Source organism: Paraburkholderia sp. RL18-101-BIB-B (assembly GCF_046026985.1).
Lineage (GTDB): Bacteria > Pseudomonadota > Gammaproteobacteria > Burkholderiales > Burkholderiaceae > Paraburkholderia.
This window is the reverse complement of sequence record NZ_JARESV010000002.1, coordinates 426,174-443,871: the sequence shown is the minus strand read 5'-3', so window position 1 is coordinate 443,871 and position 17,698 is coordinate 426,174. Positions and strand designations below refer to the sequence as shown.

Genomic DNA, 17,698 nt, shown 5'->3' with positions numbered 1-17,698 from the left:
ACGAAGGCGGGCGGGTTCACTCCCTCCCGCCTTTCTATTTGCAGCAACACGATGAACGTCACCGAATACTACGAAAAAGAACTGCAGACGCGGGGTTACCAATCGGACCCGGCGCAACGCGCAGCGGTCGACCGTCTGCAGCGGTGCTATGAAGAGTGGACCGAGTACAAGTCGCGCCGCTCGAACGCGTTCAAGAAACTGCTGATTCACCCGGATCTGCCGCGCGGCGTGTACATGTGGGGTGGCGTAGGGCGGGGCAAGAGCTTCCTGATGGACAGCTTCTACATGATCGTGCCGTTGCACCGTAAAACGCGGCTGCATTTTCACGAGTTCATGCGCGAAGTGCACCGTGAACTGGAAGATCTGAAGGGCCAGGCCGATCCGCTCGACGAACTCGCGCGCCGCATTGCAAAGCGCTACCGGCTGATCTGTTTCGATGAATTCCACGTGTCGGATATCGCCGACGCGATGATCCTGTACCGCCTGCTCGACAAGCTCTTCGAAAACGGCGTGCAGTTCGTGATGACCTCCAACTACGATCCGGACACGCTGTATCCGGACGGGCTGCATCGCGACCGGATGCTGCCGGCGATCGAACTCATCAAGGAAAAGCTCGACGTCATCAACGTCGATGCGGGCATCGACTACCGGCAACGTACGCTGGCTCAGGTCGAGGTGTATCACACGCCGCTCGGCGCCGCCGCCGACAAGGCGTTGCGCGACGCGTTCGCGCGTCTTGCCGCGGTGCCCGACGAAAGCCCGATCCTGCGTATCGAAAAGCGCGAACTGAAGGCGCTGCGCCGCGCCGACGGCGTCGTGTGGTTCGACTTCGCCACCTTGTGCGGCGGTCCGCGTTCGCAGAACGATTATCTTGAACTGGCGAGCCGCTTTCACGCGGTGATCCTCTCCGGCGTGCCGCAGATGTCCGTGCGCATGGCTTCGGAGGCACGCCGCTTCACGTGGCTGATCGACGTGTTCTACGACCACAAGGTGAAGCTGCTGATGTCCGCCGCGGTGCCGCCCGAAGAACTGTATGTGGACGGTCCGATGGCCAACGAGTTCGCGCGCACGGTGTCGCGCATCGTCGAAATGCAGTCGAAGGAGTATCTCGATACACCGCGGCGGATTGTCGATACGTCTCTGACCTGAGGCGTCGCGCGCCACGGCCGGCGGTGCTTTTACGATAGCTCGCACGCCGTTTGCCGATGACACGCCGTCGCTCGGCGTATTTTCAAGATTCGGATTGGTCTTATATTCCGTCCGCGGACGACTGGATATCTTTTGTCAAGGTTTTGACAAAGGAGAAACCATGAATCCCTATCGCGATATCAACGACGAAGAATGGCAACGTGTCGCACCGTTGCTTCCCGAACTGCGGCCGCGCTCCGAACTGCGTGGCCGGCCGCTCGCCAATACGCGCTCAGTGCTCAACGGCGTGCTGTGGGTCATGTATAGCGGCGCCACCTGGTCCGCCATGCCGCGCAAATACCCGTCCTACCAGACCTGCCATCGCCGCTTCAAGGCATGGTACGAATCCGGCGTGCTCAACCGTGTAATGGAACAACTGTTCGGCGCAGCGAGCGAAGAGCTTTGCGGCCTGATGGAAGCGCGCATGCGTACGCACGTGAACGAGAAACCCAAGAGCGTCGAAGCCGAAAAGGCTCCGGTTGCCGCGCCCGCTGTCTACAGCCCGCCTTCGAGCCAACCGCTGCCGTCTTCGCCGTTCGCGTTCCATTCGCCCTTCAAACACGCTGCATGACCCATTCAACCCAGCGTCTTCAAACAAAAGAAACGGCCGAACGATTGCAATCGTCGGCCGTTTCTCATGGTGTTATACGGGCTCTGCAACGAGTACCTGAATTACCCGCGCATCATTGCTGACGAACCCACGTCTGCGAGCGGCCCAGCAGCGACACGCCGATATAGCCGCGCACCACCAGTTTGTTCCCACCGTCTTCCAGGTGCATCTTGCATTTGTAGAGCTTGCCGTTTTCCGGGTCGAGAATCTGCCCGTGGTCCCAGGCGTCGCCATCCTTCTTCATATCGCTGATGATCGTCATGCCGAGAATCGGCTGATCCTTGCGCGCGTCGGTACAAGCTGTGCAGCGACGATCCGGCTGGTCGTTCGCGCCGAGTCCCTTGATCACCTTGCCGCTGAGCGCGCCGCTGCCGTCCTGCGCGATCTGCACGAGCGCCTTGGGCTGGCCGGTATGATCGTCGATGGTTTGCCACGTGCCGACCGGGCTGTCAGCTTGCGCCATGGCCGTCACGGCACTGGCGAGCAATACGCCGGCGAGCGCGGCATGTTTGACTGTGCGAAGCGCGACTGCGCGCGCACGTTGGGTGAATTGCGTCATTGTCTTCCTCCTTGATTAAAGACGGCGCGATCATGGTCGCGCGGCGTTATTGGCATCTCGGGCGGGTTTCAAACGACGGCCACCGTGATGCCTGGCATGGTCCCTCAGGTTCGACTTCTGCTGCCTTCGTGTGCCGCCGGAAGCCTGCGAATTGCGAATTGCGGCTTGGGCGCCGCGAGCGACACATCGTCAGCGCAGAATACGTGAAAGTGCGCGCGCCGTTTGATAGTGGACCCTCTAATCAGGGCGCGGCACTTTTACCGATCAATTCAGCTGGTACGAGAACGTCGCGTCGATGCGTGGACTCCGCGACGTGCTCTTCGCCGGCGCGTCGCCGGTCGCTTTGGCCACTGAGAGAGTCAGGCTGTAGTACTTCGCATCCGAGATGCGGAAGCCGAACGCGATCGACGAAAGCTTCGAAGGCAAGGGCGCACCCGCATGCAGATAGACGCGCGCCATGTCGAGCGAGACGTGGGTTACTACGTCGCGTGCTCCGAGGGGCTTGAGCGCTCTCGGCAAAAGTGCGGAGTACGTGATGAGTCGGACTGTTTATGCGCACTGCGCAGCTCGCGGTTGCATGCGCCATTCGATGAACAAGCCGTATGGCAAGTCTCATCGAATGACTGATACATGCGGCAGCGATAAAACATTTAGGCTACCTACTTATGGCTGACCGGCAACAAGGCGCCGAGCACGATCGTCAAGCCACTCGTCGCCGTGCCCGTACCACTCGTCGAACCCGCCGCCGAACTGAACGTGCCGGTCAACTGGTCGGCCAGTGCGGTCATTGGCGCGAGCGCTTGGCCGCTGCCGCCCGAGTCCGAGCTGCCGCTCGTGACGCCGGAGAGCGCGCCCGTCAGCATCGACGTCGGATTCGACGCGCTACCCGAACCGCCTAACGCCGAAGTCAGCGAGTTCAACGGCGAACCGCGAAAACCCGAGAAAGTCAGCGAACCCAGCGGCGTGCCGCTCAACGCAGAGGTCAGGCCGGCCAGCGGTGTGCCGCCGAGCAGCGTCGACAGCGAGCCGACCGGATTGCGGCCGAGTCCGAGACTCGCGAGGGAGCTTTGCAGCGGGCCGAACGGGTTGCTGCTGGCGGGCGGCCCACTGGCGACGCTTGCGCTCGTGCCGCCGACGAGGCTCGTGATCAGCTCGGGAATCGGCATCGCGCCATTCAGGCCGTTCGGATTGACGAAACAGCCTGCGTTGGTCACCGTGTGATTCGATTCGTCCAGACGCCAGCCGATCGGCGTTTTGTGAGAGAAGATGCGCAAGTATCAAATTTTCGACGAAGAGCCCGAAACACGCGAAAGTGAGTAATAATGAGACGGTTGTACTAAAACAAAAACTGTTCAAGCAGGAATTACATGGACCACAAGTCGAAACTACGACAAATTGCCCTCGCCGGATTCATCGCGATGTGGGCAGTGCAGGGCGTCAATGCGCAGACTCTGTCTGACGGCAACGCCAGCGCCGGGGGCGGCGTTCTTTCACAGCCAGGCGCGACGGCGGCGTTGCCGGATAACTCAGAGGCAGGACAGGCACAGACCTCGGCGCTCACGCCCGACGAAGCGAAGCAATCCGCGGCAGGCAACGTAGCGGAATTGCAGCAGATGATCCACGGGTCGGAAATGGGCGAGTTGCGCACCACGTATAACGGCAGCTACGGGGCTAGCTTGCTGTTTTACGGCAAGGAAATGACGTACTACGTGGCGCTGTTCCAGCAGAAAAATTTCTGGCGTGTCATCAAGACGCAGGACGCGGGGCGTGCCAACACGATCTACAAGGATTTCGCGCGTCAGACGGTGCAACTGTCGGAAGTCGAGATTCGCCGCACGCAACTCGAGGCGCAGAAAGGCTTCACGGAGCGGATGATCGCGTTGTCGCAGGACCGCGCCAACCGCTTGCAGGCGGACCTCGATGTCGCGCGTCAGCAGCAGACTATTGTGGCCACCCAGCAGCAGCAGACGCGTGCCGAAGCCACGACGCTGGCGCAGCAGAAGGCTGCCGCGCAAGATCAGTTGCGTGTCGCGCAGCGTCAGGTGCGCGATCTGCAACGTCAGCTGGAAAGCGGTTTGCCTGCGCACTGAGTGTGGCGGTCTGACGAGCATCCGGTGGGCAGGGCGGCGTGGTGTTGAACGTGTTGCCCGGCTCACTGGAACGATGACTCGTTATTCGGCTATCTTCGTGCAACGCGTGTAGTTCGCGAGGTCCACGCGGGCGGCGTCGCCGTTTCGCGGACTCGCTCAATTCTCGATCCCCACAGCAGTAACAGCTCGCTACGTTTATTCCACGCGTGGTCGCGTGACGTTTCACGCGCGGCGCGCGCATGGCGCGGCGCAAATATCCCCATTTGTCTTGCACGCGCACGAGCGCCCGCGCTCAACGCACCGCCCGTGCGGTGGCGCCCAGGCCTTGGCAGCTGCTTCGTTTCCCTGTGCTCCGCGAGACAAAAATACGGCCAGCTCTAATGCCGCTTCTTTCCCTCCGAAGACGCTCCCTTCTCCGGCGCATGATGCGGGTCCGCCATGTCGACGGCGATCGGATCGCTGGCGGGAAAGCTCTCCTCGAGCGCCTCGTCGAGACGGCTATCGGCGGATTGGTCGGATGCCTGTGTTTCGGCGGTTTTAGATTCGTGTTGCTTTTTGCTGGTCATGACGTGCTCCGTGGAAAGAGAGTCTGTAAATCAGCATAGCGCAAAGCGGGCCGCCGCGAACATCGGCCGAACGGTATAGGACCGCGCGCCGTAAGCGGCTGCTCCAAAGCCGCGAGTCGCACGAGTTCCGAGCCGCCGCAATGTCATCAACCGAGACTTAAAACCATTGCGCATCAACTCGTTTTCCGTGTGTCGACAGAAAGCGGCGCGGGACAACAAAAGCAAGCGCCGGCCGCGTGGGCCGGCAGACCGCAACGCATGCCGTGAGCCGGCAGTGCCGCGCTCGGGAGGGGCGCCACCAGAACCCGTGAACAACAAGGCAGCGAACAACATGAACCGGAAAAAAACCGCGTGCGCGGCGCAGCGCCTGAACGCGTCACACGTCGTGGAAGCTGAACTGGAACACCTGGATTGGGCAACGAAGCAACCGGCGCAGCGCTTGCTGGACGCCGTGTATTGGCGCCGTCGCGTGCTAGCGGTCAAATGCGGATTCGAACTGACGGAACTGCAGGTGATGCGTCTGGAAAAGATCTTGCAGCGGCTCGGCCATTCGCCGGAGTAGCCGAGCGCTGCGGCGGCCGCTTACTCGGTGCCGCCATTGCCGCCGTGATTGCCGCCACCATGGCTGCCACCGCCGTGGTTGCCACCGTCGCCGCCCGTGCCGAACAGACGCCGGCGGCGCGTGACGACTACCGGGCCGTCCGAGGTGCCGCTGCTACGATCCGACGCAGGCCGGTCCGAAGACGGCGCACCATACGACTCGCGCGGTTCACGCGGTTCGCGCGGCTCACGATGATCGCGCGGTTCACGCGAACCGTGCGGGCCACGCGTGGTGTGCTCGCCGTGCGAGGGACGCCCCGCGCGGGGAGCCGGACGCGTGCCGGTGTCGAGCTGGATCGTCGAGATCGCGCGCTTGTAGATGCCTTGCAGCCCGACAGGCGTGCGCAGCATCACCAGATACTGATCGAACGACTCGATGCACCCCGTCAGGCGAATGCCGTTGACAAGATAGATCTCGACGCGCTTTCGTTCTTTGCGCGCAGCGTTCATGAAGTCGTTTTGCGGATGCGATTCTGCGGAAGCCATGGACAATTCAGGTTAGAAAGACGGTTGTTCGCCGCGATTCTACCCTGTGTGGGGGCGGAACGCGTCGGCGGGCGAACTGCGTCCACTATAACGGCTTGTGGGCGCATAAGCATCTGATAACTATTGGCTGTAACGTTGAGTTACGAATCTGCGGACGAATGCCGTGCTCATCCGCCACGTGCGGGCCTGCGCGGCGCGGATGGCGGAAAAAGATAGCGCATGGTCGTGCTATGGGCGGAATAAATCACCGCCTGTCCGCGTTATATCAGGCATGGCGACGCTGCATCGTGCGCGTCGCCGATCGGCTTGCCGGCCGCATCAGGCGTCCGGGCGCTCATCAAGGAGACTCACCATGAAAGTATCGCGCATTCTTTCCGCCGTTTTCGTTCTGCTGGCACTCGCGGGCGGTACGCTCGCGACGAGCGCGTGTACGTCCGCGACCGATAGCGGCGCCTCCAGCTCGAGCGGCGGCAGCAGCGGCGGCTACTGAGCGCCGCCCACCGGGTGACTTTCGAAGCCGAAGTGATTTCGTGGCTCCCGCAGCTGCGCCGCTACGCGCGCGCACTGACGGGCGACCGCGCGTGGGCCGACGACCTCGTGCAGGATACGGCGGAGCGCGCGCTCGCCCGTTGGGCGGCGTTCCGGCCGGACAGCAATCTGCGCGCATGGCTCTTGACGATCCTGCGGCATCTCTACATCGACCAGTTACGCGGCCGCCGCGAGATTGCCGTCGACGACGAGAGCGCGCCGTGGCGCAATCTCGAAGCGCCGCAAGGGGAAGTCGACGGCCTCGTGCTGCGCGATCTGCAGCGCGCGTTATATTGTCTGCCCGTCGAACAGCGCGAAGTACTGTTGCTGGTCTGCGTGGAGGAACTGTCTTATCAGGAGGCGTCACGCGCGCTCGGCGTGCCGATCGGCACGGTGATGTCGCGGCTCTCGCGCGCTCGCGAACACATGCGCGCGTTGCTGACGGAGGGACCGGCTCAGGGGCCGGTGCGTAAAAGTCCACCGTTGAAAGTAGTGAGAAACCCGTGATGAACAGCGACGACTACGATGCCAGCTTGCCCGAAGGGCTCGATCTGCGAGCGCTGTCGGCGTTTGTCGACGGTGAACTGCCGGACGCGGAGCGCGCCGCGATCGAGGCTCAACTGGCACAGCATCCGCAGGTCGCCGCGCGCGTAGCCGCGTGGCGCGCGCAGAAAGCTGCGTTGCGCGTGCTGTGCGGCGCGCCGCAGCGCAGCGAGCGTGATGAGCGCAACGAGCGCCATGAGCGCGAAGCGGCCGACGAGCCGGCCTTCATCGTGTTGCGCCGGAGAACGTCGTGGTGGCAGCGCGCCGGCGTCGCGGCCTGCTGGCTGGCGGCTGGCGCCGGGCTTGCGCTCGCCCTCGGGCCGCTCGCGCCGCGTCTGACGGGTGGCGCGTGGGACGGTCTGGGCAGCCGGCCGCCGAGCTTCGCCGAGCGCGCGGACATCGCCTACGCGGTGTACACGCCCGAGCAGCGTCATCCGGTGGAAGTCGCCGCGAACGAAGAAGAGCATCTGATCAACTGGCTCTCCAAACGGTTGAACCGGCCGCTCTCGGTGCCGTCATTGCAGGAATACGGCTACTCGCTGGTGGGCGGGCGGCTGTTGCCCGGCGAAGCGGGACCGGCTGCGCAGTTCATGTACGAGAACGCCGGCGGCGCGCGGCTCACGCTCTACGTCACCGGCATTTCTCGCGACGAAACCGCGTTCCGCCTGTTCCGCGACGGCAACCGGCGCACCTTCTACTGGGTCAACGACGGCATGGGCTACGCGCTGTCCGGGCCGATCGCGGAAGGCAAGCTGCGCACCATCGCCATCGACGTGTGCAGCGCGCTCGGCGGCAAACCGGAGTCGTGGCAGTAGCGGCATACGCGGTTCCGATCCTGCCGCCTGTCGATCGGCCGGCTTTGCAACACCCGGTAACAGAAACCGCGTGCGCGCCCGCCGCGCGCGCGGAATAGCGTCGCGCGACGCAACGTTTACCTGTTGCTGGATCGTGCCGTCGCCGCGTGTCTGCGCGCGGTCACGGCAAGGGCTTCGGCAAGGCAAACCGACGGTGCCTTCACGGTGTCGACACGTTTTTTTCGGGTCGCAACGCCGGTGCGCGTCGGACAGCATAAAGGCAGCAAGATCATGCTCACATTTCATCAGTTCGGCAGCGGGCTGTATTGCGGCGTAGCCTGTGTGTGCCTGTGCGCCGCGTGCGCGGCGCCGGCCGAGGCGCAATCGGATGCGTCGGTGTGCCGGTTCGTGGCGGGGCAGGCGGAAATCGACGGCGTCATGCAGCAGATTACCGGCCGCGCGTGCCTGCAACCGGACGGCACGTGGCAGATCGTCGAGGACGATGCCGCCGCGCAGGCCTTGGCGGATGGCCCCGTCTACTACTACGATCCATGGTATTGGGGGCCGCCGGTGGTGTTTGGTGTCGGCGTGTCGTTCGTGTTCGTCGACCGCTTTCATCATTTTCATCACATGGATCATGTGCGCTATGTGCATGGCGTGCGCGGATCGTTCGGCATGGGCGGCCGCGGCGGTTGGCATGGGGCGCGGCCCATGCACACATGGGGCGGCATGTCGCACGGCGGCGGAGGAGGAATGCGCCGCTGATCCCTGCCGCTGATTCACTGCTGCTGACTCGCGCGGCGGCCAAGGAGACGCTTTGATTCGAAGCTTGCCGCCGAAGGTGTCCGCCGCGCAGTTCGATCGCGCGCTCGCGGGTTGGCGCTCGATTGTCGGCGAGCCGCAGGTCGTGACCTCGGCGGACGGCCTCGTCGCCTATCTCGATCCGTTCGCGCCCGGCGAGCGCGAAGCGTTTTCGGCCAGTGCCGCCGTCTTGCCCGGCTCCGTCGACGAAATTCGCGCGGTGCTGCGCATTGCCAATCAATTTCGCATTCCGCTGTGGACCGTCTCGACCGGACGCAACTTCGCGTATGGCGGCGCGGCGCCGCGTCTCGCCGGTTCGGTCGTGCTCGATCTGCACAGGATGAACCGCATCATCGAAGTGAACGAGGCAATGGCGTACGCGCTGGTCGAGCCAGGTGTGAGTTACTTCGATCTGTATGCGCATCTGCGCGACAAGGGCTACAAGCTGTGGGTCGATCCGCCCGCGGCCGGTTGGGGCAGCGTGGTCGGCAATACGCTCGAGCGTGGCTTCGGCTACACCGCGTACGGCGATCACGCGGCGTCGCAGTGCGGCATGGAAGTGGTGCTGGCCAACGGCGATGTGTTGCGCACGGGGATGGGCGGGATCGACATCGGCACCGCGTGGCAGTTATATCAGCCGGGCTACGGACCCTCGTTCGACGCGATGTTCATGCAGTCGAACTACGGCATCGTCACCAAGCTGGGTGTCTGGCTGATGCCCGCGCCGCCCGCGTATCTGCTGGGTGAAATCCAGTTTAAGCATGAAGCGGATCTCGAACCGATCGTAGAGATATTGCGGCCGTTGCGGCTCGATGAAACGATCCGCAATCACGCGGTGATCGAAGGCGGTTTGCGCCGCGCGGCCGGCTTGTCGGCGCGCGCGCAGTGGTACGACGGACCGGGCGTGATGCCCGAGAGCGCCGTGACCGCGATGCTCGACAAGCTGAACGTGGGCCGCTGGAATCTGCATTTCGCGCTCTACGGCACGCCTGAATCGATCGACGCGCGCCACGCGGTCGTGCAGCGTGCGTTCGCGCGCGTGCCGCAGGCGCGCTTCCTGACGGCGCGCTACGCGGGCGATGCGCAGCCCACGGCGGGCGGCGATCGCAACCTCGCCGGCATTCCGGCGATGAGCGCGTTTCGCATGCTCGACTGGCGCGGCGGCGCGGGTGCGCATGTGGATTTCGCGCCGGTGTGTCCCGCGACAGGGCGCGACGCGTTGCGCCAATACACGATGGTCAAGGCGCGCGCCGCGGAATACGGCTTCGATTACTACGGCGGTTTTACAGCGGGCGTGCGACATCTGCATCACATTTTCGCGGCGATCTTCGACCGTGACGACGCGAACCAGGTCGAGCAGGCCGGCGCGCTATTGCGTTCGCTGATGAGCGACGCGCGCGCGGCGGGCTACGGCGAATATCGCGCGCATCTCGCGTATATGGATTTTGCCGCGGCCCAATACAGCTTCAACGACGGCGCATTGCTGCGGTTCTCGGAAACGATCAAGGACGCGCTCGACCCGAACGGCATTCTCGCGCCGGGCAAGCAGGGCATCTGGCCGGCGGCGTGGCGCGACCGGCGCGGCTACACCTGAGTGCGCGGGCCGCACGCGCAACCTGACGACTGGAGCGATGAATGGACCGGCGCACTTTCATGATGACCGGCGCTTACCTCTCGACTGCGGCAGGCAGCGTGTGGCCGTGGCTCGCGCGGGCGGCGGCGCGTAGCAATACGGTGGCGGTGGTCGACTCCACGCTCGCGTACGGCGCCGCATTCGCGGGCTATGCCGCACACAGTCAGTTATCCGTGTTCGAAACCGGCGACGATATCGGCGCGCTCTGGTACACGACACTCGCACCGCTGCTTTGCGCAACGCAGACATCCGCGCCCACGCTCTTATCGGCTTCGCTGATCGGCCTCACGCGCGCGTCCGATTACTTCGTGCTGAACCAACTCGCCAAAAGCGCGGGACATGTGATCGAACACAGTCACGAGCAAAGCATGGGCTCGGATACGCAGCATGCCCACGTCGCATTTGCATTCGCCTTCGCGCCGCACGTATTGCACAAGAGCTAGAACTTGTACGCCTTGTTCTTCGGGTCGAAGGTCGAGTCGTCGAATGTTTTTGGCGTGATGGTTTCGAACACGATCTTCTCGAAGATCTTGCCGTCGTTGTCGTAAGACTCGACGGTGCGGAAATACGGATGCCGCAGATCGAGGCCGAGCGTTTCTTTCTTCGCGTAGAACTGCGGCTGGCCGGTCGGCGTTTCGAAGGTGAAGGCCACCACGCGCCTGCCGTCGACCGTTTTGACTTCCACCTGGGTCGAACGCGGCAAGCCGGCCTCGATGTATTTCTTGCCTTCGCTGAGGTACTGGTTCGCAATGTATTCCATGCCGAGATCGCGCACCTGATGGTTCGATTGCGCACGGGCGAGGGCGCCGTTCAGCGACGTCCACACCGGCATCACATTCATGATGCCGCCCAGATGCCCATACATTTCATCGGTCCGTTTGGACTCGTCGTAGATGATTTCCTGGCCGGCGCGGGCGCCGTCGGGCAGCCACTTTGCATAGATGCGCAGCGGGTCGTGCGCGACGCGCACCAGCATATGATCGGGCTTGTCGGGCCATTGGCCGTGAATGCGTTCCGAACGCGCCATCGTGAACTCGTACGACGGATAGCCGTTCGGTCCTTCCTTGATATAGCGCGGCAACGCGAGCGGATCGAGCGACTGGAACAGCGCGACCAGTTGCGCGTCGCCGAGTTTTTCCAGCGCACCGCTCTGTTGCGCGGCGCGCAGCCATTTGACCTGCTGATCCAGCGTGAGCTTGCCGACCTGCGAGGACGGCGTGGCCGGCGCCTTGACGGCACTGGCGGTATCGAGCGCGGGCGGCGTGTCGTCGTTTTGTGCGAACGCCGTGGGCGAGGCCAGTGCGGTCGCTCCCGCCATGAGCGCGGCGATCAGCAGTTTGCGCGACCGCATGCTCTGTGATGACACACCGAAGGACGTGAATAAGCTCGCACGCAAACCATCGGTCTGCGGCGAATAAAGGGCGAGGCGCATGAAGGCCGGCGTGCGGCATGAGCGTGCGGACAGGCGGTGCTTCATGAATCTCTCCGAAAGGTGACGCGAAGCGCCTTCCCTGTCAGGCAGGCTTTTGCTTAGCGAGTTCCTCGTCGCGCAGGGCGCGGCGCAGAATCTTGCCGACGTTGGTTTGCGGCAGCTCGTCGCGGAACTCGACGAGTTTCGGCACCTTATAGCCGGTCAGATTCTTGCGGCAATGGGCGATCACCTGTTCCGCCGTCAGAGACGGATTGCGTTTGACGATGAACACCTTCACCCGTTCGCCCTGCGCGGCATCGGGCACGCCGATTGCGGCGACTTCGCGCACGTCCGGATGCGCCGCGATCACGTCTTCGATTTCGTTCGGATAGACGTTGAAGCCCGACACCAAAATCATGTCCTTCTTCCGGTCGATGAGGCGGATGAAGCCGCGCGAATCCATCACGCCGATGTCGCCGGTGGCGAGCCAACCGTCGTCGTCGATCACCTTGGCGGTTTCTTCCGGACGGTTCCAGTAGCCTTTCATCACCTGCGGTCCCTTCACGCACAATTCGCCCGCCTCCCCGATGTTCGCCCAACTGCCGTCGTCCTTCCTGAAACGGACCTGGGTGGATGGCGCGGGCAAACCGATCGAACCTTCGAAGTCGCGCATGTTGGAGAGGTCGACCGGATTCATCGACACGATCGGCGAGCATTCTGTGAGTCCATAGCCTTCGATGATCGGTTTGCCCGTCACCGCCTTGAAGCGCTCGGCCACCGACTTTTGCGTCGCCATGCCGCCCGCCATCGCGAGCTTGAGATCGGAGAAGTCGCGCTTGCAGAACTCTTCGTTTTCGAGGAATGCGTTATAGAGCGTGTTCACGGCGGTCATGCCGGTGAATTTCTCGTGACGAATGATCATCATCACGCGCTTCATGTCGCGCGGATTGGCGATCAGAATATTGCGCCCGCCGAGCCCCATGAAGATCAGCGCGTTCACCGTCAACGAATAGATGTGATAGAGCGGCAGCGGCGTGAGCACCGTTTCGGCGTCGCCAGTCAGTTGACCTTCAGACCACGCCTTCGCCTGCAGCAGATTGGCGATGATGTTCTTATGCGTGAGCATCGCGCCCTTGGCGACGCCGGTCGTGCCGCCCGTGTACTGCAGGAACGCGATGTCGTCGTGAGTGGGGCGCACGGGCGTCAGCGGGCGCGAGTAGCCGGTCGAGAGCGCTTCGAGCAGCGGCACCGCCTGGGGCAGGTTGTACGCGGGCACCATCTTCTTCACGTGCCGCAGCATGAAATTCAGCAGACGTCCCTTCAGATTCAGGCCGTTGGCAAGCAGATCGCCCAAACCCGTCACGATCACGTTCTGTATCCTGGTGCCGGGCAATGCGTCTTCGACCGTCTTCGCGAAGTTCTCGAACACGATGATGGTTTGCGCACCGCTGTCCTTCAACTGATGCGCGAGTTCGCGCACCGTATAGAGCGGATTCACGTTGACCACCACGCCGCCGGCCTTCAGTATGCCGAACAGCGACACCGGATACTGGAACGTATTCGGCAACATGATCGCGACGCGTTCCCCGGGCTTCACGCCGAGGCTTTGCAGATACGCGGCGAACGCGGTGGCCTTACGGCCGAGTTCGCCGTAGGTCAGGCTCGCGCCCACGCTCACATACGCGACACGCTCGCGGAACCGCGCGATGCATTCGTCGAAGAACTGCACGACCGATTCGTATTGCGTGACGTCGATCTCATGCGGCACGTCCGCCGGATACGACGCGTACCAGATGCCGTCGGTGTTCGGCGCGTGGTGCGGCGCCCGAGCCTGCATGGCGGCGGGCGCCGGGCCCGCTGTGTTCGGCGCCGCGGCTCCGCTGGCAAGCGGAAGCGGGGCTTGAGTGGGTTCGGTCATGGTCGTCTCCAGAAGCTGTGGCTTCATCTGTTTGTGTGCTGGTCTTGCGGCCAGTCATCGAAGCAATCCACGCGAGTGTGGCAGCGTGTGAAGCAAAAGCATGCGGCGAAGCAAACACTGGAACGCATGCAATGCTCAGCGTTCCAGAATCGCGACCACCCCCTGGCCGCCCGCCGCGCAGATCGAAATCAGCCCGCGCGCGGTGCCGGCTGGTTTGTCGAGTTGCGCGAGCATTTTCGCGAGGCCGGCGACGATGCGCCCACCCGTCGCCGCGAACGGATGGCCGGTGGCGAGTGAACTGCCGTTCACGTTCAATTTTGTCCGATCGATCGCGCCGAGCGGGCCCGGCAAGCCCAGTTGCGTGCGGCAATACTCGTCATCCTGCCACGCCGCGAGCGTGCACAACACCTGGGCGGCAAATGCTTCGTGGATTTCGTACAGGTCGAAGTCCTGCAACGTAAGCCCGGCGCGCGCCAGCATGCGCGGCACGGCGTAGGCGGGCGCCATCAGCAGGCCTTCCTTCTTGTCGAAGAAGTCGACGGCGGCGGTCTCGGACCAGCTCAGGTACGCGAGCACCGGCAGTTTATGACGCGCGGCCCATTCTTCGCTCGCGAGCAGCACGGCGGAAGCGCCGTCGGTGAGCGGCGTCGAATTGCCGGCGGTCAGCGTGCCGGCGTCGCGGTCGAACACCGGCTTCAGGCTCGCAAGTTTTTCGAGCGTGAGATCGGAGCGCAGATTGTTGTCGCGCGTGAGACCCGCGTACGGCGTCATCAGATCGTTGACGAAGCCGCGCGCGTAGGCCTCATTGAGCTTGCGGTGGCTGTCGTAAGCGAGCACGTCCTGCGCCTCGCGCGAGATGTTCCAGCGCTTGGCCATCAGCTCGCAATGCTCGCCCATCGAAAGGCCCGTACGCGGTTCGCCGTTGCGCGGCAGAAGCGGCTTGAAAAACATGCCGGGCCGCAGCTTGGTCAGTGCGCCGACGCGTTCTCCGGTGCTCTTGCCGCGATTGGCTTCGAGCAGAATTTTGCGCATCCGCTCGTTGACGCCGATCGGCGCATCGGATGTCGTATCGACGCCGCCCGCAATGCCCACTTCGATCTGCCCCAAGGCGATCTTGTTGGCGACGAGAATCGCGGCTTCGAGTCCGGTGCCGCAGGCCTGCTGCACGTCGTAAGCGGGTGTTTCCTTGGCGAGCGTGGTGGACAGCACGGATTCGCGCGTCAGATTGAAGTCGCGCGAATGCTTGATGACGGCGCCCGCGGCGACTTCGCCCAGACGTTCGCCGTGCAGGTTGTAGCGGTCGATCAGGCCTTGCAGCGTGAAGGTCAGCATGTCCTGATTCGACGCGGTCGCGTAGGCGGTGTTCGAGCGGGCAAACGGAATCCGGTTGCCCCCGACGATGGCGACTCGGCGTACGGCTGGCAGCGGGTTGGACATGCTCGGCTCCTTCGGGTCGTTCGCTGGTTATTGAATGATGCGAATGGTGCAAATCGTGTGACGGTTCATGGCGACGCTCCTGCTCCAACAACGATTTCATCCACCCTGAATTCCACTACTAGACGCACGCCGCGCGCGCCTCATTGCAGCCTCCATCGCATGCGGCCGCGCAAATGCGGCTTCTGCCCGGCGATGTCGCGCACTTCGATATCGCGTTCGATCAGCGAAGGCGACGCGCTCCACAGCGACGCTTCGCCGGGCAGCAGCATCGGCAGTTTGAATTCGGCGCTGAGCGTGGCTTCCGCGAGCGGCTTCGGCGGCTGCAACGCGGAGGCGGCACGCGCCAGCGTCCACATGCCATGTGCAATTGCGCGCGGAAAGCCGAAGGCCTTCGCGGAAAGCGCGGTCAGATGGATCGGGTTGTAGTCGCCGGACACGCTCGCGTAGTCGCGGCCCAGTTGCGACGCGAGCTGCCAGCGTGCAATGCGTTGCAGCGCTTCGGGGCCGAGTTCGAGCGGATCGAGCACGCTGCCGCTCGCCGGCACGCCGCGTTTCAGATAGACGCTGTCGCCGTCCCAGACCGCTTCGCCGCGCCGGTACATGCGGGTGTGCAGCACGAACGCCTGGCCTTTGTCGTGACGCAGCAGCGCGCCGAATTCCACCTCGACGCGCAGCATGTCCTTGTAGGCGAGCGGCCGGCGCAGGCGCACATGGTTGGCCAGATGCACCAGGCCGAGCGCCGGCCACGGAAACGCCGGGTCGGTTAGCATCAGCAGATGCAAGGGAAAGGCGAGCAGGTGCGGATACGTGAGCGGCACGCCATGCTCGGGGATGAAACCGCACACGCGCGCGTAACGCCAGATCGGCCCCGGGTCGAGCGGGACGGCGGGGCGCACCAAACGCAGCGGCGGCAGATGCGTCTCGCGCCCGCGTTTGACGATGCCGGACACCGCGCGCGCATAGAGCTTCGCGGGCGCGGGCAAGGTGTCGATCACGACGGTTTTGGGCCGCACCGCGTCCTGCCGCGCCGTGTTCGATAGTTGACTGCCGCCGAACGGATCACCGGGCTCACCCATGGTCACGCTCCAATCAGGCTTTGTCCGCACACGCGCACGATCTGGCCGCTCACGCCGGCCGATCCCGGATGCGCGAGCCACGCGATGGTCTGCGCGACGTCGACCGGCTGGCCGCCCTGGCTCATCGAATTCATGCGGCGGCCGGCTTCGCGAATCGCGAGCGGAATCTTCGCGGTCATCTGCGTTTCGATGAAGCCGGGCGCGACCGCGTTGATCGTGATGCCGCGTGCGCGCAGATGCGGCGCCATGCTTTGCACGCGGCCGATCACGCCGGCCTTCGAGGTGGCGTAATTGGTCTGGCCGAGATTGCCGGCAATGCCGCTGATCGACGACACGCCGATGATCCGGCCGCCGTCGCGCAGGATGCCGGCGGCGAGCAGGGCGTCGTCGATCCGCTCCTGCGCGGACAGGTTGATGTCGATCACGCTTTGCCACGCGACGTCGGTCATCTTCGCGATGGTTTTGTCCTTCGTGATGCCGGCGTTGTGCACGACGATATCCACGCCCTGTTCGTCGAGCGCGGCGGCGATCTGCGCGGGCGCTTCGGGCGCGGCGATATCGAAGGCGAGGGCGGTGCCGTTCAACTGACGCATGGTTGCGTCGAGCGCGTCGCGCGCTGTTGGGATGTCGATGCCGATCACGTGCGCGCCTTCGGCCGCCAGCACGCTCGCAATCGAGGCGCCGATGCCGCGCGCCGCACCGGTCACGACCGCGCGCCGGCCCGCGAGCGGCTGCCGCCAGTCGAACGCGGGCGTGGCATCGCCGCTTGTGGCTGAGCTGGCGGCGGCGATGCGCACGGCCTGGCCCGACACGTATGCCGAGCGCGGCGACAGAAAGAACCGCAACGTCGCTTCCACGCGGTTCTCGGCGCCTTGCTCCACATACACGAGATTTGCAGTGATGCCGCGCCGCGCTTCCTTGCCGAGCGAACGCGTGAAGCCTTCGAGCGCGCGTTGCGCGGTCCACTGACGCGGCGTCGCGCAGCTTTCCGGCGGCCGTCCCAGCACGATGATGCGCCCGCACTTGCCGAGCGAGCGCAGCGTGTCGTGGAAGAAGCCGTGCAACGGTTCGAGCTGGGTACTGTCTTCAATACCGCTCGCGTCGAACAGCAGGGCTGCGAGTTTGCCTTGCGAGCCGGGGTCGGCCGGTTCGAAACGCCCTGTCATGAGACCGTGACGGTTGGCGAGCGGTACCCACAAGCCGGCACTTGCATGCGCGACGCTCGTCACGCCGATGCTTGCCACGAGTGTCGCCAGCGCGTCGAGCAGATGCGGTTCGCGGCCCGCGCCGAGCGCCACCAGTCCGCCGAATTCGGGCTGGTCCGCGCGATAGCGGCGCAGCACCTCTGGCTTGGGCAGGCCGAGCGAACGCGCAAGGCGCGCGCCGAACGGCGAGTTGACGAAGTTCAGGTAAGAGTCGTTCATATTATTAGTCGCTCCGCTGGCCACGCCGCGAGGT

Annotated in this window: 19 protein-coding genes and 1 pseudogene; 10 read left to right on the top strand and 10 right to left on the bottom strand. The window is 64.0% G+C overall.

Annotated elements, in window-relative coordinates; genetic code table 11:
* The first annotated feature begins 51 nt into the window (after positions 1 to 51).
* Together zapE and P0D73_RS05035 are read left to right on the top strand one after the other, a co-directional pair.
* The gene (zapE, locus tag P0D73_RS05040; RefSeq protein WP_132374942.1) at positions 52 to 1,149 is read left to right on the top strand and encodes a cell division protein ZapE; all 1,098 of its coding nucleotides are present in this window, start codon (positions 52 to 54) and stop codon (positions 1,147 to 1,149) included.
* A 160-nt stretch (positions 1,150 to 1,309) separates the two neighbouring features.
* The gene (locus tag P0D73_RS05035) at positions 1,310 to 1,759 is read left to right on the top strand and encodes a transposase (protein WP_408430120.1); all 450 of its coding nucleotides are present in this window, start codon (positions 1,310 to 1,312) and stop codon (positions 1,757 to 1,759) included.
* Between the two features lie 112 nt (positions 1,760 to 1,871).
* Here P0D73_RS05035 and P0D73_RS05030 read toward each other — a convergent pair whose 3' ends face one another.
* The 3 genes and pseudogenes from P0D73_RS05030 to P0D73_RS05020 all read right to left on the bottom strand — a co-directional run bounded on the left by P0D73_RS05030 (position 1,872) and on the right by P0D73_RS05020 (position 3,631).
* Entirely contained in the window at positions 1,872 to 2,357 is a 486-nt protein-coding gene (locus P0D73_RS05030) for a DUF2147 domain-containing protein (RefSeq protein ID WP_408280489.1), read from the bottom strand.
* 264 nt (positions 2,358 to 2,621) lie between these two features.
* A pseudogene (locus P0D73_RS05025) lies at positions 2,622 to 2,828 on the bottom strand (ShlB/FhaC/HecB family hemolysin secretion/activation protein); the annotation flags it as partial.
* A gap of 188 nt (positions 2,829 to 3,016) precedes the next feature.
* Positions 3,017 to 3,631 carry a hypothetical protein gene (locus P0D73_RS05020; protein ID WP_408430117.1) on the bottom strand — a complete coding sequence of 205 codons (615 nt, stop codon included), beginning with the start codon at positions 3,629 to 3,631 and terminating at the stop codon, positions 3,017 to 3,019.
* A gap of 93 nt (positions 3,632 to 3,724) precedes the next feature.
* Here P0D73_RS05020 and P0D73_RS05015 point away from each other — a divergent pair, with 93 nt between their 5' ends.
* Positions 3,725 to 4,447 carry a DUF2968 domain-containing protein gene (locus P0D73_RS05015; RefSeq protein WP_408430114.1) on the top strand — a complete coding sequence of 241 codons (723 nt, stop codon included), beginning with the start codon at positions 3,725 to 3,727 and terminating at the stop codon, positions 4,445 to 4,447.
* Positions 4,448 to 4,824: 377 nt separating this feature from the next.
* Here the strand turns inward: P0D73_RS05015 and P0D73_RS05010 are convergent, their stop codons facing one another.
* Positions 4,825 to 5,013: a hypothetical protein gene (locus tag P0D73_RS05010; protein WP_132374938.1), complete on the bottom strand. Its 189-nt coding sequence runs from the start codon at positions 5,011 to 5,013 to the stop codon at positions 4,825 to 4,827.
* 331 nt (positions 5,014 to 5,344) lie between these two features.
* On the opposite strand from P0D73_RS05010, the gene P0D73_RS05005 reads away from it, so the two are divergent.
* A complete protein-coding gene (locus P0D73_RS05005; RefSeq protein WP_132376922.1) occupies positions 5,345 to 5,575 on the top strand; it encodes a hypothetical protein in 231 nt (76 codons plus the stop codon).
* 20 nt (positions 5,576 to 5,595) lie between these two features.
* Here P0D73_RS05005 and hfq read toward each other — a convergent pair whose 3' ends face one another.
* On the bottom strand, positions 5,596 to 6,099 hold the full coding sequence (gene hfq / locus P0D73_RS05000; RefSeq protein ID WP_408175754.1) for an RNA chaperone Hfq: 504 nt from the start codon (positions 6,097 to 6,099) through the stop codon (positions 5,596 to 5,598).
* 352 nt (positions 6,100 to 6,451) lie between these two features.
* On the opposite strand from hfq, the gene P0D73_RS04995 reads away from it, so the two are divergent.
* From P0D73_RS04995 to P0D73_RS04970, 6 genes are all read left to right on the top strand, one after another.
* Positions 6,452 to 6,589, top strand: coding sequence for a hypothetical protein (locus P0D73_RS04995; protein ID WP_165923847.1), 138 nt, complete (start codon positions 6,452 to 6,454; stop codon positions 6,587 to 6,589).
* Between the two features lie 14 nt (positions 6,590 to 6,603).
* Positions 6,604 to 7,134: a sigma-70 family RNA polymerase sigma factor gene (locus P0D73_RS04990; RefSeq protein WP_132374936.1), complete on the top strand. Its 531-nt coding sequence runs from the start codon at positions 6,604 to 6,606 to the stop codon at positions 7,132 to 7,134.
* Complete coding sequence (locus P0D73_RS04985) at positions 7,134 to 7,985, top strand: zf-HC2 domain-containing protein (RefSeq protein WP_408175752.1); 852 nt, start codon at positions 7,134 to 7,136, stop codon at positions 7,983 to 7,985. The genes P0D73_RS04990 and P0D73_RS04985 overlap by 1 nt, the downstream gene beginning before the upstream one ends.
* 270 nt (positions 7,986 to 8,255) lie before the next feature.
* Positions 8,256 to 8,729: a hypothetical protein gene (locus P0D73_RS04980; protein ID WP_408175750.1), complete on the top strand. Its 474-nt coding sequence runs from the start codon at positions 8,256 to 8,258 to the stop codon at positions 8,727 to 8,729.
* A 52-nt stretch (positions 8,730 to 8,781) separates the two neighbouring features.
* Positions 8,782 to 10,359: an FAD-binding oxidoreductase gene (locus P0D73_RS04975; RefSeq protein WP_408430111.1), complete on the top strand. Its 1,578-nt coding sequence runs from the start codon at positions 8,782 to 8,784 to the stop codon at positions 10,357 to 10,359.
* Positions 10,360 to 10,400: 41 nt separating this feature from the next.
* A complete protein-coding gene (locus P0D73_RS04970) occupies positions 10,401 to 10,841 on the top strand; it encodes a hypothetical protein (RefSeq protein ID WP_408430108.1) in 441 nt (146 codons plus the stop codon).
* On the opposite strand, the gene P0D73_RS04965 is transcribed toward P0D73_RS04970, so the two are convergent.
* From P0D73_RS04965 to P0D73_RS04945, 5 genes are all read right to left on the bottom strand, one after another.
* Positions 10,838 to 11,875 carry a DUF1571 domain-containing protein gene (locus P0D73_RS04965; RefSeq protein ID WP_408430105.1) on the bottom strand — a complete coding sequence of 346 codons (1,038 nt, stop codon included), beginning with the start codon at positions 11,873 to 11,875 and terminating at the stop codon, positions 10,838 to 10,840. The genes P0D73_RS04970 and P0D73_RS04965 overlap by 4 nt on opposite strands.
* A gap of 37 nt (positions 11,876 to 11,912) precedes the next feature.
* Positions 11,913 to 13,727: an AMP-binding protein gene (locus P0D73_RS04960; RefSeq protein WP_408430102.1), complete on the bottom strand. Its 1,815-nt coding sequence runs from the start codon at positions 13,725 to 13,727 to the stop codon at positions 11,913 to 11,915.
* Between the two features lie 135 nt (positions 13,728 to 13,862).
* On the bottom strand, positions 13,863 to 15,164 hold the full coding sequence (locus P0D73_RS04955) for an acetyl-CoA C-acetyltransferase (protein ID WP_408430099.1): 1,302 nt from the start codon (positions 15,162 to 15,164) through the stop codon (positions 13,863 to 13,865).
* Positions 15,165 to 15,304: 140 nt separating this feature from the next.
* Entirely contained in the window at positions 15,305 to 16,240 is a 936-nt protein-coding gene (locus tag P0D73_RS04950) for a MaoC family dehydratase (protein ID WP_408175742.1), read from the bottom strand.
* Between the two features lie 2 nt (positions 16,241 to 16,242).
* On the bottom strand, positions 16,243 to 17,664 hold the full coding sequence (locus P0D73_RS04945) for a 3-oxoacyl-ACP reductase (RefSeq protein WP_408430096.1): 1,422 nt from the start codon (positions 17,662 to 17,664) through the stop codon (positions 16,243 to 16,245).
* Positions 17,665 to 17,698 lie beyond the last annotated feature (34 nt).